Origin of the sequence: Companilactobacillus nodensis DSM 19682 = JCM 14932 = NBRC 107160, from assembly GCF_000615905.1 — a bacterium.
Taxonomy (GTDB): Bacteria; Bacillota; Bacilli; order Lactobacillales; family Lactobacillaceae; genus Companilactobacillus; species Companilactobacillus nodensis.
The window spans coordinates 44028-61765 of record NZ_BAMN01000012.1 but is presented as its reverse complement, the minus strand read 5'-3'; the positions used below and the strand labels follow the sequence as shown (position 1 = coordinate 61765).

Annotated in this window: 7 protein-coding genes; all 7 read left to right on the top strand. The window is 37.4% G+C overall.

Annotated features, from left to right (window positions below):
• The first annotated feature begins 76 nt into the window (after positions 1 to 76).
• The 7 genes from JCM14932_RS09310 to JCM14932_RS09280 all read left to right on the top strand — a co-directional run bounded on the left by JCM14932_RS09310 (position 77) and on the right by JCM14932_RS09280 (position 17726).
• Positions 77 to 2608, top strand: coding sequence for an L-type lectin family protein (locus JCM14932_RS09310; RefSeq protein WP_025024639.1), 2532 nt, complete (start codon positions 77 to 79; stop codon positions 2606 to 2608).
• Between the two features lie 68 nt (positions 2609 to 2676).
• Positions 2677 to 3240, top strand: coding sequence for a hypothetical protein (locus JCM14932_RS09305; RefSeq protein ID WP_162149793.1), 564 nt, complete (start codon positions 2677 to 2679; stop codon positions 3238 to 3240).
• Positions 3241 to 3425: 185 nt separating this feature from the next.
• Complete coding sequence (locus JCM14932_RS09300; protein WP_025024637.1) at positions 3426 to 4034, top strand: L-type lectin family protein; 609 nt, start codon at positions 3426 to 3428, stop codon at positions 4032 to 4034.
• A 162-nt stretch (positions 4035 to 4196) separates the two neighbouring features.
• Positions 4197 to 6569: a hypothetical protein gene (locus JCM14932_RS09295; protein WP_025024636.1), complete on the top strand. Its 2373-nt coding sequence runs from the start codon at positions 4197 to 4199 to the stop codon at positions 6567 to 6569.
• A 217-nt stretch (positions 6570 to 6786) separates the two neighbouring features.
• Entirely contained in the window at positions 6787 to 10902 is a 4116-nt protein-coding gene (locus JCM14932_RS09290; RefSeq protein ID WP_025024635.1) for a hypothetical protein, read from the top strand.
• A 177-nt stretch (positions 10903 to 11079) separates the two neighbouring features.
• Complete coding sequence (locus JCM14932_RS09285; protein WP_025024634.1) at positions 11080 to 14352, top strand: hypothetical protein; 3273 nt, start codon at positions 11080 to 11082, stop codon at positions 14350 to 14352.
• A 146-nt stretch (positions 14353 to 14498) separates the two neighbouring features.
• Complete coding sequence (locus JCM14932_RS09280; protein WP_025024633.1) at positions 14499 to 17726, top strand: L-type lectin family protein; 3228 nt, start codon at positions 14499 to 14501, stop codon at positions 17724 to 17726.
• Positions 17727 to 17738 lie beyond the last annotated feature (12 nt).

Sequence of the window (17738 nt, the reverse complement as noted above, 5' to 3'; positions counted from 1 at the left end):
TATGTAATAATATATACACAAGATAATACACACTTTTGCCATATCTGTGGCGTAACTCGATATAGGAGGGCATATTATGTTGTGGAAGAGAAGAATTTTAGCACTCTTAGTATTCTCAGTTTTGGCGTTCTTGGGGATGTTTTCTATTAATACTACAAAAGTTGAGGCATATTATTATGACAATGATGCGAAAAAAGTCGCACCAACTGGTCTTGATCTTAATGTCTTAAGTAGTGATGATTTATTTGTCAATGGTCCATATAGTGGGTCTTTTAAGCCAAAAATTGTTGATGATAATAATGGAACGCCATCTATGTTGCAATTAACAGATAACGATACTCAAAATGCTGTAACCAGTGTTTGGAGTAATAATGCTCTTAATTATATTGATGTAACTCAAAAACAAAATTTATCCTTTTGGGTTTATTTTGGGGACTCCTACACCCATGCTGATGGAATGGCCTTTGTTCTGCAAAATGATGACCGTGGAGAAAATGCTATTGCCATGAATGGTTCCAATATTTCCGGTGGGGAAACTCTTGGTGTCTGGGGAAGTGAATTGTCGAGTAGTAATGCAGGTCTATCCACCATGACCAGTACCGCCATTCAAAAGAGTTGGGCCTTAGAATTCGATGAGCAACGTAATGGTTACAAAGATCTTGATGGTAGAGCTAAGTCACCACGTGGAAATGCTTTTGACACTTACTTTGGAGATGTAAATGGCACTGGGGGAAGATCCATAAATGATCAGCATACTGGTTGGAACTATCCAGATGATCCTAATGCCTACAATCAGATTAAGTCAGGGACATATCAGTTACTACATAATGGAATTGAAAATTTGGATTTATCAGGTTTAGTAAAACCAGCTTCTTCATGGCATCATGTCATGATTGATTACACTCCTCCAGCGGTAAAAGGTGGAGATGCCGTTCTTAAATACTCTTTCAATACCAAGGATGTCACTGGACGTAAGAAAAATACTGCTGGGTCAAATGTTCCTGGTCAGGAGTTAGTTTATCAAACTGTAAGTGATCTCCATACTGAAAGGTTCAAATTAAATGATAGTAACAAATTAAGGTTTGGATTCACCGCTTCAACTGGATATTCAGAGAGATATGATAATATTGCATATACTATTAATCCTGGTACAACTTGGATTGTTTTCGAATCAATTCCGGCAGTCGTACAGGCTGAAATAAGTGCTTATGCAATTGATGAAACCACAAAATCTCGTATTGATAATAATGCCAGTAATACACCTAATATTGTCGAAGAAGATGATAAGGGATTATCAATAACTTCGAAGGTTCATCCCAATGATGATTTAACTTTCAAGTATCTTTTGCAATACCAAGATGGACAGCAATCTCTTAAAGACGCTAATGCAACAATCAATTTACCATCAAACGTAACATTCGGCAGTACAGATGATAGTAATGTCATAGGTAAGGTCATCTATACAAGTGTTGATGGGTCAAAAACAACTGAGGAACCAATTAGTAAATCAGATATTGACGAAAATAATGTGTTGCATCATAAATTACTACCATTGAATAATGATGGTGGTTCAGATTTGACGTATGCAAAGATCGAACTTTATGCGACTGCCAATATAATTCCGAGTGACGTATCAACATTGAGCGTGCCTGTTTCACATGTTAACTATACTGCTGCTAACTTCATTGCAGATGATGAGACAGACAAGTTTACGATTGTAGAGCCATCTGATACTTTGACTATTGCTACTGATCAAAGTAAATTTGACTCTAAAGTCGATGAGAGTGTCAACTTCGCAGGTACAATGAGTTTTGAGAGTAAGAAAGATATAAACAATAATGATATGGATATTTATTATACAGTCAATGGTAAGAAGTATCGTACTGGCATTGATACTGGTAGTCCTAATGGACAGTACTCAATCCCAATTACCACTAGTGAGGCAAATGGATTCAAAGTTGGAGATAATAAAGTTGTAGTTCAAGTTGTTGACACGAAATACAAAACAAGTAGTGGTGGTATTGAAACTATAGCCTCGAACAAACTTGAATATACGGTAAATGTTACTGACGTTAGTCTGATTATTACTCCAGATGAACAGACTAGAACAGTTACTGATAATGGTAAGCAAACTATTTCTGGGACAATCAAATTAAGTGATAATTCAGAATTAGGTACATTTGATAATAAGAGAACAGGATATGGTTTGACTGATGGAAATAAGACCATTCAAACGTGGGAAGAAGTAATTGATGGTAATGAAAACTTTGAATTTGAATATACAAATGATGAACATACTGAGATAAGATATAAACTTTTGATAAATCCGATTGGTATGCATTCTGGAAAGACAAAAGGATTAACTGTAGGAGAAAATTCTCTGGATTTTACATTTGGAATTGGATCTAAAGATAGTAACCCTGTTAAATTTTATGAAGGGGATGTAATTTATAAAATTAATGTTCCAGACATAGATATTACCTTGGATAATTCTGGCAATGAAGATGTAACTGCCTTATCAGGCAAGACTTTTTCTTGCCAGCAAAACTTAATTACAAAGACAATCCTAACTATCAATATGACCTATCATCTATGGATAGGGTTGTAACTTTGGATGTGGTGAAGAGAACCATAAGGCTAGAAAGCAAGTCAAATTGGCTTAGTGGTGAGACTGAATTGATTGGAAAAACTAATCTGTTTGATTTTAGTGGCTTTGACTATAAGAAGGATAACTTCGAAGCCTCATATTATGTGACTGATCCTTATCTTAGGGAATCTAATACGGTACATTACAATGTCGAACGTATCAAAAATTATACTAAGCTGACTACAGCTGATAGTTATCAATTCGAAGCTCATAATGCTGCACCGGACATCAAAGAATTAGTCGGTAGAAAAGGTGACTGGGGTATTAGTGTTTATAGTTATAATAGTCCCTGGGTATTGACGGCAAGTTCAAGTAATATGGTTCGTTCCACTGAAGATGGTGGTGAAGCAATTGTTCTTGATGGAGATGTTGTTTTTGTTGATCCAAAGGATGAATCCAATATCAAGAATATGAACATTGGTTCAGATGGTGATCCGGCTGTAATTGACGAACAGACTGCTAGTTCCACCACAACAAAGAATGTTAGTGGTGCATGGTCAGATGAAAATGGTGTTTTACTTGATCTGAATGGTGCGCTGGTAGGCGGTTCTTATAGTGGAACTATCAATTGGAACTTAACAAATAGTATATAATTTAAAATAAATCTTCATGCGAAAGCATGAGGATTTTTTTATTTATATACAAAATGTCAAATAATACAAACTTTTATTTTAGAATAAAAGTTTTTACAATAATAGGAATAAGAATATATATGACATATGCAATAATATGTTTATACATATGTTATGTGGCATAACTCAATATAGGAGGACACGTTATGTTGGGGAAGAGAAGAATTATATCACTCTTAGTATTCTCAGTTTCATTAGTTATAGGGATGTTCTTTGTGTCGGCTAAATCAGTTAAGGCATACTATAATGACGATCAGGCTATGGCAGTTGCTCCATCAGGTATCGACTTGAAGAATCTAGGCAAGGACGATGCTTTATTTGTCGGTGGTCAATACACTGGATTCAAGCCGATAGCTAAGCAAGATAGGAATGATCCAAGTATTTATCCAATTCTACAGATGTCGGATACTCATACAAAGGATGCTGTTAGTTCTCTTTGGAGTAATAATGAGAATGATAACTATCTTGATGTTACCCAGAAGCAGACACTTTCTTTCTGGATATATTTTGGTGATTCATATAGTAATCCACAGGGGACTGCTTTTGTTTTACAAAATTCCGGTCCCAATGCAATCGCCGCAGGTGACAATAATGGCATGGCTGGCGGTCAGTCGATGGGTGTTTGGGGTGGAGATAAACCCGAAAGAAAAGACTTGAGTGATTTGGCCAGTACTGCCATTCAAAAAAGCTGGGCATTGGAGTTTGATACACGTGGAAATGGTTCTCCTTCAATAGGTGATATCGACAAAGCATAACAAGGTAATTCTTATGATACATACCAGTTGATCGAGAATACTTCTGTTTCTAATGGATGGCCGCATCTGGCTTGGAATTATCCCGGTAGAACTACAACATATAATATTGCGCGGACTTTTGAGACGGGGCTTGTTATCACGCAAAAACACAATGTGTATCAAATGAGACATAAGAATTCTGAACAAATATGGTTTGGAGGATTAAATGCTCCAACTGACGCTTGGCACCATGTACAAATCGAATATACACCGCCTGCTCAAAAAGGTGGAATGGCCAAACTAAAATACAGTATTAACCTAAAACGTGTTGATACTGGTGTTCAAAATCCTAACTCTGTTCATGAAACAGGTCAGACACCGTATAGCAACACGATTGATCTGGATACTAGTGAATTTCAATTAGGTGACAGCAACAAGCTTCGCTATGGCTTCACTAGTGCGGCGGGAGAGGATACTCCCGCAACTGAAGCTATCGTTTTCGAATCGATTCCAGCCCTAGTCCAAGCAGAACCAAGTGCTTATGTTGTGGATGAGACAACTAATTCAAGAATTGGTGCTACCACACCGGCCTTTGATGGCGATGATGTCAAATTACCGACAACAAAAAAAGTTCATCCTAACGATGATCTGACATTTAAGTATTTATTGAATTATCAAGGTGGTAAGCAATCAGCTGACGGTATTAATGCCACAATCGACTTACCTGAGAATGTAACCTTTGGATCTGATGGTAGTGATACTATTGGAACTGCAACGTACACGAGTGCCGATGGTAGTACTACCAAGGAAGTTACATTGACGACGAATAATATTTCTGACAATAAGTTAACGTATGATTTGTTGTCACTTAATAATAAGAGTACGACCGATTGGGCGTCAGTTAAGATCGAGCTGAATGCGACAGCGAATGCAATTCCAGATGGAGCTGCCAATTTGACAGTTCCGATTTCTCATCTTGCTTTGGAAGGGCCGAACTATATTGCTGATGTGCAGACCGATGAATTCGATATCGTAGAACCTTCAGCAACACTGACGATCTCGACCGATCAAGGTACCATTAATTCCCAGATAGATGGTGGGTTTATTTACTTACTAGGTAAGATGGAGTTTGATCCTGCCAAGACTATCGTTAATAATGATATGGATATCTATTACACGATAAATGGTATTAAGAATAAGCTCGGTGTTGATACTGAAAGCCCCGCTGGACAATATAGAATTCCGATAACTACTAGTGAATCAAATGGATTCAAATTAGGTGAAAATAAGGTTGTTGTTCAGGTTGTTGATACCAAGTATCAAGCACCGGATGGCAGTATAGAAACGATTGCATCTAATAAGGTAGAATATACGATCAATGTGACTGATATAAGTTTGATCGTCACCCCGGATAAGTCAACGATAAATGTTAATGATAATGGTAAGCAAACTATGTCTGGGACAATCAAATTGAGTGAACCTCTAGAAATTACCGGATTTGATAATAATTCCAGTTCAAATGGATATAGGCTGACTGATGGAACTGGTGAAGTTCAAGATTGGCAGACTTTTATGTCGGGTAATAGTAGTTTTGACTATGAATATACAAATGAGGAGCATACTGAAATCCACTATACTTTCACAGTAGGTCCGATTGGATCTCTTATGAAAGGATTAACCGTTGGTGAAAATAATCTAAAAGTTGGGTTTAGAATACAGTCCTTAGATGGAACTGCTACCAAACCTTATGCTGGAAGTGTCGACTACACGCTCAATGTCCCTGATATCGATATTACTCTGAATAATTCTGGTCAAGAAGATGTAGCAGCGTTAAGTGGACAAAAATTGTTCTTGCCCGCTAAAATTAATTACAAAGATAATCCTACGTATGGCTACGACTTATCTAAAATGCATCGGGTGATTACGGTAGATGGATCTACGCAATCCCTTCAGATAGTTAATAAGGAACAATGGTTAACAGGTGAGTACGAGTTGAATGAAGGAATTTTCTGGAGTATTTTCACGGGAATTGACAAGTCGAAGGAAACCTTTGATGCCGAGTATTATGTCACTGATCCGTACCACCGAGAGTCCAATAAAGTAAGTTTCAATGGTAAAAGAATTAAGAATTACACACAATTATCAACGGCAGACAGTTATAAATTCAAAGAATGTGAACCAACACCAGGTGTTAGAGAATTAATTGGTCGAGATGGCGATTGGGGCATTAGCGTCTATAGTTATAATAGTCCGTGGGTACTGACTGCCAGTGCAGGTAATATGGTTCGTACCAATACAGATGGCGGTGGAGCAGCAATACTTGATGGAAATATCGTCTTCATTGATCCTAATGATAATGACAACATCAAAAATATGAATATTAATGCAGATGGTGATCCGGCCGTGATCGATGCGAAAGAGAACAGCACCACTGCAACGACAGATGTTGATGATGAATGGTCGGATGCTGATGGAATTCTACTTGATCTGAATAGTGTATCTGCTGGTGGTACTTATAGTGGAACTATCAATTGGAATTTAACTAATAGTATATAAATATAAAAATAATAACCCAGATAGCTGACAATCAGTTATCTGGGTTATTTTAGTGAATAAGTTTAAACAAATTATGGAAACGGTTGCATAAACGGGATATAATCAATTTAGATAATAAATAATTATTCAAATTGAATCGGTTACATAAATATTTTAATATATAATCAATATAATATGATAGGTATTACGTAAAAGTTAGGGCAGGGGTGAACTTGAAATGAAACATAAAAAGAAAATAACGTTCCTCGGAGCGTTATTTGTCGTATTTATTGCAATTATATCTTTATTTAATAGTACACAGAATAATATCGAAGCTAGATCAACAATTGATAACGATGTTTTAAATCACAGGCCATTTGGAATTCCATTGGATGATTATTTTTATGTTCCGACAAATTTCACCACTGGTGAGGCTAATAATGCTAAGACATATGGCTCTGATGATCCTAAAAAGTCTACTGCCGTTATTTTGACAGATGGTAAGAGTAATACTAGTTCTGTCTGGAGTGATGGTGATAACTACATTGATATGAATAAAAAACAAACATTGTCAATGTGGATGTATTTTGGCGCAAATATGACTTATAAGGGGGCCGCCGATGGGCTTGCCTTTGTTTTACAGAATGATAAAAATGGAACTAAAGCTATATCCACCTTAAATGGTAAAGTTAACAGAGGTGAATCATTAGGTGTTTGGGGTTCTGATGGCAGCAAGCTTGTTACTAATGATGACACACCATTAAAGGGTGATAATACAACTCCAATTCAAAACCAGGCGATTCAAAATAGTTGGGCCTTGGAACTTGATACATACTCTAATAAAGGTACTGGGAAAACATATAATGGATACCAAATAGTACCTAATCCCACTGGATATGATATGACTAATGGTCCCATGCAAATTCCAAATGCAGGAGATGCGTTCGATTGGTTGCCATATAGAAATGGCACAGACCCTATAGGTGGGTCACATATTGCATGGAATTATCCGGCAAGAAAAGACACTTATCAACAAATTAGTTCAGACGGACCTAAAGCAACTGACGTAACTATTCCCTTTATAGGAACTAACACAATATATTCAGGTACTTCCGTTATGGCTATGAAACATAATTTTGGTACAGATTCTGGAGATAACGGGAATAATGTTGATTTCACATATAATTCAGGTAGACCTCCAATTGAGTCTTGGAAACACTTATCCATTACATATACACCACCAACAGTTGCTGATCCTAAACATGCGACCATACATTATGAGTTTAACGATAAAGACGCTTATGGAAAGATAATTCAGAATCCTCGAAATAATACACAGGCCCGTGGAACTGCTTCAGTAGAAGTATCAGCATTTGGCGAAGTTCCAGGTGGTAAGTTAAGGTATGGATTTACCGGTTCAACTGGTTCTGATGCAGAAACAACTAGTGCTGTAATCTTCGAAACCATGCCATCCCTAGTTGAAGCTGATACCAATTCATACGCTGTAGATAAAGATACGCATGCTAGAGTTGGCTCAGATACTTCACTTATGGATACTGAAGCACAGTCAATGAGTGAAACTAAAAAGGTTCATCCTGGCGACAATATCGGTTTGAACTACATGATGTATTACGATAGTGGTAAACAGCCTTCCAAGGATGTTGTTGCGACAGTCGATGTTCCTGATAATTTGACCATCAAAAATGATGATGGAAATATTGGTACAGTTTATTATTCTGATACCATCGGGTCGAAGACCAAAGAAGTAGCAATCAATGAAAGTAGTCTCGCTGCTGATGGAAAATCAGTATCTGTTAATATTGAAGATCTAGGTGTTGCTGATGGTTCTAAGGATAACTGGAAGACAGCGAGAATTGAATTGAACACGACTGCTAATAAACCTGATTCAGGTAAAACTCTTACGGTCCCACCTGCTCATGCCGTGTTTGAAGGTAGTAATTATAAGTCTGATACTGAGATTCCAACGTTTGATATTGTTGCCCCTGTAGACACATTAGTCTTGGCTAAGACTTCTGGTGATGGAACATATTCATCTACTACCAAAGAGATTGATTTGAATGGTTCAATCAAATACAATACGACCCCAGCTAATGTTGATAAAACTTCGACTTGGTACACGTATAAGATTGATAATCAAGCACCAGTAACAACTCAAGATACTTTGACACAAGACGCAAACAAGTTCTCGATTCCAATTACTGGATTGACAGAAGGAGATCATAAAATCACGGTGAAAGCATCGTCTACCTTGAACAATGATGTTATCAGTTCTAATGAGATAACTTATAATGTCACGATTCAAAGCATGATGATCACTAATAAAGCCCAAGTCTATGATGAATCGCAGAGCCGATATATAACTGATGGCGATACGGTTCAAGAAGGCGACAAGCTTCAGTATCAATATAATGTTAGTTATGATGGTGGAACTACTGATTTGTTAGTACCATCAATTAAATCTTCTCTACCTGATAATTTATCAGGTAGGAAATTAGGTATTTACCCAGGTACAGCTTATTACACAACTTATGAAGGTGTAACGGAAGAATTTCCTTTTAAAAATATTGGAAGTCCTCCATTCACATATGATGTAGTTTTGGATCTGGGTAATAATAACCCAGATGATAATCAGGCTGGCCATGTTAATAATCTGAAGTTAGTTTATTACATGACAGCAAATGATGTTGATAAAGATACTAAAGTTAACGCGATAACTGCGACAGTCTCTAGTGGCTCGTATTCGGGAAGTATGGATACACCGAGCTTTACGATTCGTAATGCAGAATACAAACCTCATTTGGAAGCCACTGATGATAGTGATATGCAAAGTGTTACTACAAATGATGACTTTACTTTGAAGGGGTTAGTTACATACTTTACCAATGATGACTCGCATACGAAGACTGACTTCAAGAATAGTGAAATGACGACATATGCTAGAATTGATGCAAATCCTGATGATGATAATGGATTTGAAAAAGTTGGTTCGTTGAGTGATACCGATAGTCCTGGTGTATTTACGATACTGCATAATGCAAGTGAATTAGGTAATGGGGTTCACTACATATATGTAAGAGTTCTTGATAAGTATGGCAATGTATCTAATACTGTTGATTACGAGATACGTGTGGGAGATAAAGTATTGGCTGTTACTCCCGATAAACGTAATATAACTGTTGAAGACGGCCTACCAGTTACATTGTCTGGAGTATACAAGCATACTGATGGTTCTGAATTAGAGGGTGATCAAATAAATATTCAGTATCTTATCCATTCTGAGAATACTGCATTTGATCAAAAACAACAGACGGTTACATATGATACTGGATATCAAAGTGGAGACAAGATTAGAAAGTTCAGTTTTGACATTAATCCAGTTGGATATGCCAGATCTCCAAGTTATTCGTATGATAAGTGGTTAGATACTATGCAAAATGGTATTAATGGAAAAGAAATGCCAGTTGGACTTAGAATTGGTAAAAATATAGTTGATGTTATTTTGACTGATACCGCAGGTCATTCTGTTAAGACAACATATACAATTAATGTACCTGAAGATAATTTGGAATTGACAAGTGATAATACAGATTTCACTATATTATCCAATGGGGAACTTAATCTACCGTTAACTGTGAAATATGAAAAATCGTTTAATGTTACTTCTATTGGAAGTAACGGTATGCCTATGTTAATTCATATTGTTAATCCGAAGGGTGGTTTTAATTACAGTAGTTGTTTGGATTCAGTAGATTCACAATCAACTTCAGAATTTACAACCAAGTTATTTCAAGGCGTTATAGGTAATATTCTTGGAATTCCGAATGATAGTGCTGAAACAGGTATAGGTCCAAAACACGTTATTTCATATTATGTAGAGGATTTATATGGACGTAAGTCTAATACAGTAGAAGCTAATGTAAAATGGGTATCCAAGTCAGCTACTTTGACAAGCAATACTGATTACAAGTTCAATGCAGTAAACAAATCTGCTGAAAAAAAAGTGGTTAAACGTAATGGCAAGTGGACTCTAGGCGTTGATAGTGTCCAATCAGCTTGGGATTTAACAGCTTCTGCTGAACCAATGACGACCAAAGATGTAGCAGGTAATATTTTGACGCTGCCTGGTAATCTGATTTTTGTCGATAAAGATAATAATTCATTTTCAATGGATAGCGATACACCGATAGCTTCTGATCCAGACGTAGATTCTGAGAATGTTGATATCGCTGGTAAGTGGAGTGATAATGATGGTATTCTCTTGAACTTAACGGGAGAACCAGAAGCTGGTACTTATAGTACTAAGATAAGTTGGACGCTTTCTAATACGTTATAGATTTCAAAAAAACACATCTAAATAGGGTGTGTTTTTTAATTTGGTCTCTTTCTTGTACGGTATATCCAATTTTAATAAGAAAAAATTATTTAAATCGAATTATTCGAATAAATATATTCATATATAATTATATATAACGTAGTGATATTTATTCAAAAGTAGGGCAGGGGAGTCTAAGTGAATAGTAAGAAAAGAATAACGTTCATTGGAGCGCTATTTGTCGTTGCCATCGCAATGATAGCTTCACTTAATTTTAATCAAACAAATGTTAAAGCATGGTCATCTATAGATAGTGATGTTATAAAAGCAGCGCCATATGGATTGCCATTAAATACTTATTTTAATATTCCACAAACATTCAGTACGGGAGAAACTAATTCCGCAACTACATCTAGTCCTTCAGGTGATACTAATAATCCAAATGTTGTTCTATTGACTAAGGGTAAAGGACAAACTAGTGCGGTTTGGAGTAAAGGGGATAACTATATTGATATTTATAAGAAACAGAATCTGTCAATGTGGTTGTACTTCGGTAGAAATGCAGATCCGAAAGGGGCTGCCGATGGTATGGCGTTTGTTTTACAGAATGATAGTGACCATGCCATTTCTACTTTGAATGGAAAAGTTAATAAAGGTGAATCGTTAGGTGTCTGGGGTTCTGATAGTAGTCCTCATGTTACGAATAATGATGAGCCTTTGAAGGGTGATAGTACTACACCAATCCAGAAACAAGCTATTCAAAAGAGTTGGGCATTGGAATTTGATACTTATGCCAATAAAGGTACTGGTATAAAAGATAGTGACGGTAATCAAATACACTATGATGCACAAAATAAGCCGACAACAATGGCTCAGATTCCTAAGCCGGGAGATGCATTTGATTGGCTACCCTATTCTGGTGATAATAATTTTATAATTGGGTCACATATCGCTTGGAATTATCCTGCCAGATCAACTAGCTATCAGCAAATCAGTCCACTTGCACCTAAGTCCACCGATGTAAAAGATTTTTTTGGGAATGTCATAACCACAAATGTAACTGGTACTTCAGTCATGGCTTTAAATCACCATTTTTCAACTGATTCGGGCTATAACGGTAATAATATTGACTTCACATATAATTCAAGTAAGCCAGCAGGTGAATCTTGGAAGCACGTGTCAATTGAATATACCCCACCAACTGCCGCTGACCCTAATACGGCAAGCATTCATTACAAATATGATGATAAGAATATTAACGGTAAGATTATCAAAAAACATCTAATTAATACTTATGCGGAGGGCACTGCTCCAATTGATCTTACAGCATTTGGGGATGTCAAAGACGGTCAGTTGAGATATGGATTCACTGGCTCAACCGGTGATGATACAGATACGACTAGTGCGGTAGTCTTTGAAACAATGCCGTCTTTAGTTGAAGCTGAAACTAATTCCTATGCTGTAGACGAAGATACACACGCTAGAGTTGGTTCAGACACTTCAATTATGGATAAAGATGCACAGGCAATGAGTGAGACTACCAAAGTTCACCCTGGTGATAATATCGGGTTGAACTATATGATGCAATATGACAGTGGTAAACAACCCGCTAAGGGTCTTGTTTCAACCATTGATCTCCCAGATAACTTAACTATCAAGAACGATAGTGGCAATATTGGGACGATTTATTACACTAGTGCAGATGGTAAATCAACTAAGGATGTAGCAGTCAATGCAAGTAGTATTTCTTCTGATGGCAAGTCAGTTTCCGTCAATCTAGAAGATATGGGTGTTGCTGATGGTTCAAATACTAATTGGAAAACAGCCAGAGTTGAATTGAACACAATAGCTAACCCACTGACTTCAGATGCAAGTCTGACAGTTCCAGCAGGTCACGCTGTGTTCGAAGGGACTAATTACAAGTCTGATACAGAAATACCAACATTCGACATTGTTAAACCAGCAGACACTTTGGTCTTAGCTAAAACTTCTGGTGATGGATCATACTCATCTACGACCAAAGAAATCGATTTGAATGGTTCAATCAAATACGGAACTAGCACGGCTGATGTCGATAAATCAGCTACTTGGTACACATATAAGATTGATGGTCAGCCAGCAGTTACAACTCAGGATACTTTGACAAAGGATACCGGTAAGTTCTCAATTCCAATTACTGGATTGACTGATGGTGATCACAAAATTACGGTTAAAGCATCATCAACTTTGAGTAATGATGTTATCAGTTCGAATGAAATAACATACAACGTTACGGTTACTTCAAAGCAACTAATAATCACACCTGATGATCAAAACCGTACAGTTGACGATGATGGAATCCAAACTTTCACTGGTACTTTGAAATTCAGTGATGGATCTAGAATCGGAATAGATAATATCGGTTCGATTGGTCAATTAACTGATGGCAAAGGAAATCTTCAAGCAAGTACAGAGATGAATGGTAGTAAAGCAAGTTATGATTGGACTGATGACAGTAGAACTGTTCTCAAATATACGTTCAAACTCAGACCAGTTGGATATTCAGAACAGGGAGCTATTGACCAAAATGCGACGACTGGTTTAACTGTTGGTGAGAATAATTACAAAGTTATTTTTAGCGCTTTATCATATGATAGTCCAACCGACACAACGGGACACGGATACAAGTCGACTGTTAATTACAAAGTCAACGTACCTGATCTGAAGATAAATATTTCTAATGCTGGTCAAGATAAAATCACAACCTTAAAGGGTCAAGATTTGAAATTACCTTCAACACTGAATTACAGTGATCCAGATCATAAATATAGTCCTAGATATATGACAGCATATGGGACAGTGGATAATTTGTTTGCAGGGATGAATATTTCTACAGATTTTAATGATACTTCTAATATCACTGGAGAATACAAGATTCCGAAGGGATTGAATACTCCATCAGGGCTTGATACAAGTAAGACGAATTTTGAAGCTGAGTATTATGTACTCGATCCATATCTAAGAAAATCTAATACAATCAAGTATGATGTCGATGTGGTTCAAAATTATGTCAAGTTAACGACAAATAAGAACTACAGCTTCGGGTCACATTCAGTTGATCCACAGATCGATGGATATTTGAAGCGTAGTGGTGATTGGCAATTGAGTGTCGAAAGTATGAATAGTCCCTGGAAACTATCAGCTTCCGCAACTGACTTCGTTCGTAACAATGAAGCTGGTGGCAATGCGGATGTTCTAGATGGCGGAATGGTCTACGTTGATCCCAAAGACAAGAATGATGTTCATGCACTGAATGTTGGTGCCAATGGTACTCCTGTGGGGATTACAGAGCAGGATACCAAGGATAGTAAGACAACTAACATTGGTGGCAACTGGTCTGATGATGACGGGATATTGTTGGATTTGAACAGCGCTTCAGTTAAGGGGAGCTATTCAAGTACCATCACATGGGATTTAACCGATAGTATATAGTAATTAAGAAGTCACAATTGTGTGGCTTCTTTTTTTATGAATATTTGTAAGCGGTTGTAAAAATATATTTATAAAAGGACTCAAACATGAGATAATATGGACATATAGTATATGCACGTATATTTGGGGAAAGGGGGAGTAATGAGGTGAAACATAAAAGAGTACTAACGCAAATTGGTTTTGCGTTATTTGGCGTATTATCGATTATTTTAATGTTTTTATATTTTGATAAGCCTGAAGAAGCTCAGGCATTCGTATATAGTGATCAGTCTGTGCTAGATGTGGCACCAGGTGGATTGCCGCTAGGTGATTACTTTACACGTAATGAGGGTAAAACATTTTCGACTGGTGATACGAATTCCGCAGTTGTGCATAACATTTCATCTAAAAATGTCGATGCCGTTCAATTGACATCGGGTTCTAATCAAACTGGTGCCGTTTGGAGTACAGGAAAAAACTATTTTGACGTTACCAAAAAGCAAACCATGTCAATGTGGATGTATTTTGGATTGAATCCAGACAAGGATAATATGGCTGGTATGGCATTTGTCTTGCAGAACGATCCCCGAGGGAATAATGCCATTTCTACGTACAATGGGCATGTAAACAGTGGTGAAACGCTGGGTGTCTGGGGTTCAGAAGGTAAGCGAACGAGTTCTATTGGATCAACTACTTATTTTGGTGGTTTGGAAGACCTAGGCGATGATCCATTGTATCAAACCACTCAGAAACAGGCTATTCAAAATAGTTTTGCTATTGAATTTGACTCAAAAGTTAATAATGGTGGCTTAGGAAAGGGTACTTTTAATAATTGGAAGTACGCTGATGTACAGACTAATGATATGGTCCCGTCTAATGGTGATGGATTTGATTGGTGGCCGTATAACGATGCTGAGAACAATTCTCTAAGTCATCCACATATTGCTTGGAATTATCCTGCTGTAAAGGATACCTATCGTCAAGTAGGTGTTAATCCACCGCATAAAACGTTCCTTGTCGGTGTATCTGGGACATCCATATTGTCTATGAAACACAACCTTGGATCTGATGGTGGCCATAATGGTGCTGATGCTGAATTGACAGTTAATGGTAACGATATGCCAACAGATGGGTGGCGTCATTTAACAATTGAATATACTCCACCTGATGAAGGCTCAACGATTGGTCAACTTACATATAAGTATAGAGATAAGAATTACGATGGAACACCTACAGATCCAGATGACAAGATAAAAGGACCGAAGGAAATATTTGCGACGGCAAATATTGATCTTAAGAATTTTCATCTGGATCCAGGTCAAACCAAAATTCAGTATGGTTTCACTGCAGCAACAGGAGGAACTCCAATAACCAATGCGGTTATATTTGAATCCATACCTTCACTTGTAAATGCCACAAGTGACGCTCAAATATTCGATACAACAGCAGTCAAAAAGTTGCTTCCAGGTGATACCGTTGCAGGTCAAGATGATTTAAATATTCAATACAATCTTAATTATATAGACGGTGAAGAGGATTTAAGTAACATCACCCTAACAGCACCTAAGTTAAGCAATGTTACTTACCAAAAAATTGACGGTCATTATGGAGAAGTCAATTATTATGATGACAATGACAAGTTAGCTGACACTGAGTACATTGATGACCTCGGAGATGATCCGTACTCCATCAAGCTAAGTAAGCCATTGAATGATGATAGTGATGATATCTATCGTAATGCCAAAGTGGTTCTGCACGCCCAGGCTAATGAGGTTAAGGAAGATACTCTTGTTGCAGAGACAACAGCCAAGTACGACGGTGACTTTTACAAGGATAACTTCCAAACTCCAAAATTCACAATCAAGAAGACGACTTACGTACCAACCATTACACCGGATGAAGGTACCCAGAATCAAACGGTTCCGATTGATGGGCAAATTTCTATTGGTGGTACGGTAACGAGAGTTAAGCAAGGTAGTAAAGATGAATTGTCTGAATTCAAAGATACAGATATGTCAATATATGTGAACATTGATAATACTACTTATCAACCTATTGGGACACTTCAAGATGATGATATAAGTACTTCAGGCCACTTCACAATTGCCAATGATAAGATGGGACTCGATATAAAGGAACACACGATAGCTGTTCGAGCAATGTATAGTGATGGAGAAATGTCCGAGGAAGTTGTTTACAAAGTCAATGTTGTAAAGGTAGCATTGATGATTCACGCAACTGATAATCAGAAGAGTATCAAAGTAAAGGACTTAGACAATGTATTACTGGATGGAACGGTCGCTTACAGCAATAATCAGCTAATGGAAGAGAATCCACCCCAGACTCCAGAAGATAATCGCCATTGGAATGTCCATATGGTTATTAATAACTTAGATGATGGTTTCCATATGGAAGCTACGCAGATGAAGACCGATATAGGTGGAAGTACAACGGATACATATTCTGGTAAATTAGCCCCTGGATTCGGGACAAGTGATAAGCAGGCCTATATCCATACCGGGGTCAATGTTATTGACTTATCGGTAGTTGATCCGGACGGTATGGTGTCTAATACGCTGACGTATACAGTTACGGTTCCTAAACGTAATCCAATCTTATCACCAGATAATCAGACTATTGAAGTCGTTAATGGAGATGACATGATAGAATTACCAGCACATGTTACATACAATGACGATGAGGCGAATGATTACAAGTTCAATACAGGTCGTTTGCAATGGATGATGTCTTATGAAGGTTCGGGAGATCCTCAGGCAAGTTTCATTCAGGCTAGAGATAGCGATGGTAAAATTATAAATGATGCTTCTGAATTAGACTTCGTTCAGAAATATAGCAAAGACAAATTAGGAATCGATCCTGTCGACGCCGATGGTAATAAGACTGAAACCAAAAATGGCCATACGGTTGATGTTTATCTGAGGGATGGTTATGGCAGAGAATCTAACAAGATAACTTATACCTTCAACTTCGTTAGAAGATCAGCAATCCTGAAGTATAGCGATGACTATGCCTTCGAGACAATCAACCAGAGTCCAGAAGAACGGATGGTTAGACGTAAGGGTGAATGGCATCTATCGGTTGATACAGTTGATTCAGGTTATATTTTGTCAGCTGAAGCAGGTGATATGGTCTCAACTGCTCCGGTACCAAAGATCAATCTAGCTGGTCAAATGGTCTATGTAGATCCAAATAGCGGTAATCTGAAGACAATGGATAACTTGGTACGTCTAGCTTCAGACTCCGATATCACGAGTGGCAGTCATCCAATTGATTGGGATGACAACAACGGTATCCTATTGCAGGTGGATGCCAATGCTCAGGCTGGTAATTATCAAGGAAGCATCTCTTGGAATCTGACTGAAAGTATTAAATAATAAATTTTAAGA

Excerpts from the sequence above, each read along its gene's own strand:
- JCM14932_RS09310 (WP_025024639.1), top strand. The coding sequence starts at position 77 with ATGTTGTGGAAGAGAAGAATTTTAGCACTCTTAGTATTCTCAGTTTTG.
- JCM14932_RS09290 (WP_025024635.1), top strand. The coding sequence starts at position 6,787 with ATGAAACATAAAAAGAAAATAACGTTCCTCGGAGCGTTATTTGTCGTA.
- JCM14932_RS09295 (WP_025024636.1), top strand. The coding sequence starts at position 4,197 with ATGAGACATAAGAATTCTGAACAAATATGGTTTGGAGGATTAAATGCT.
- JCM14932_RS09300 (WP_025024637.1), top strand. The coding sequence starts at position 3,426 with ATGTTGGGGAAGAGAAGAATTATATCACTCTTAGTATTCTCAGTTTCA.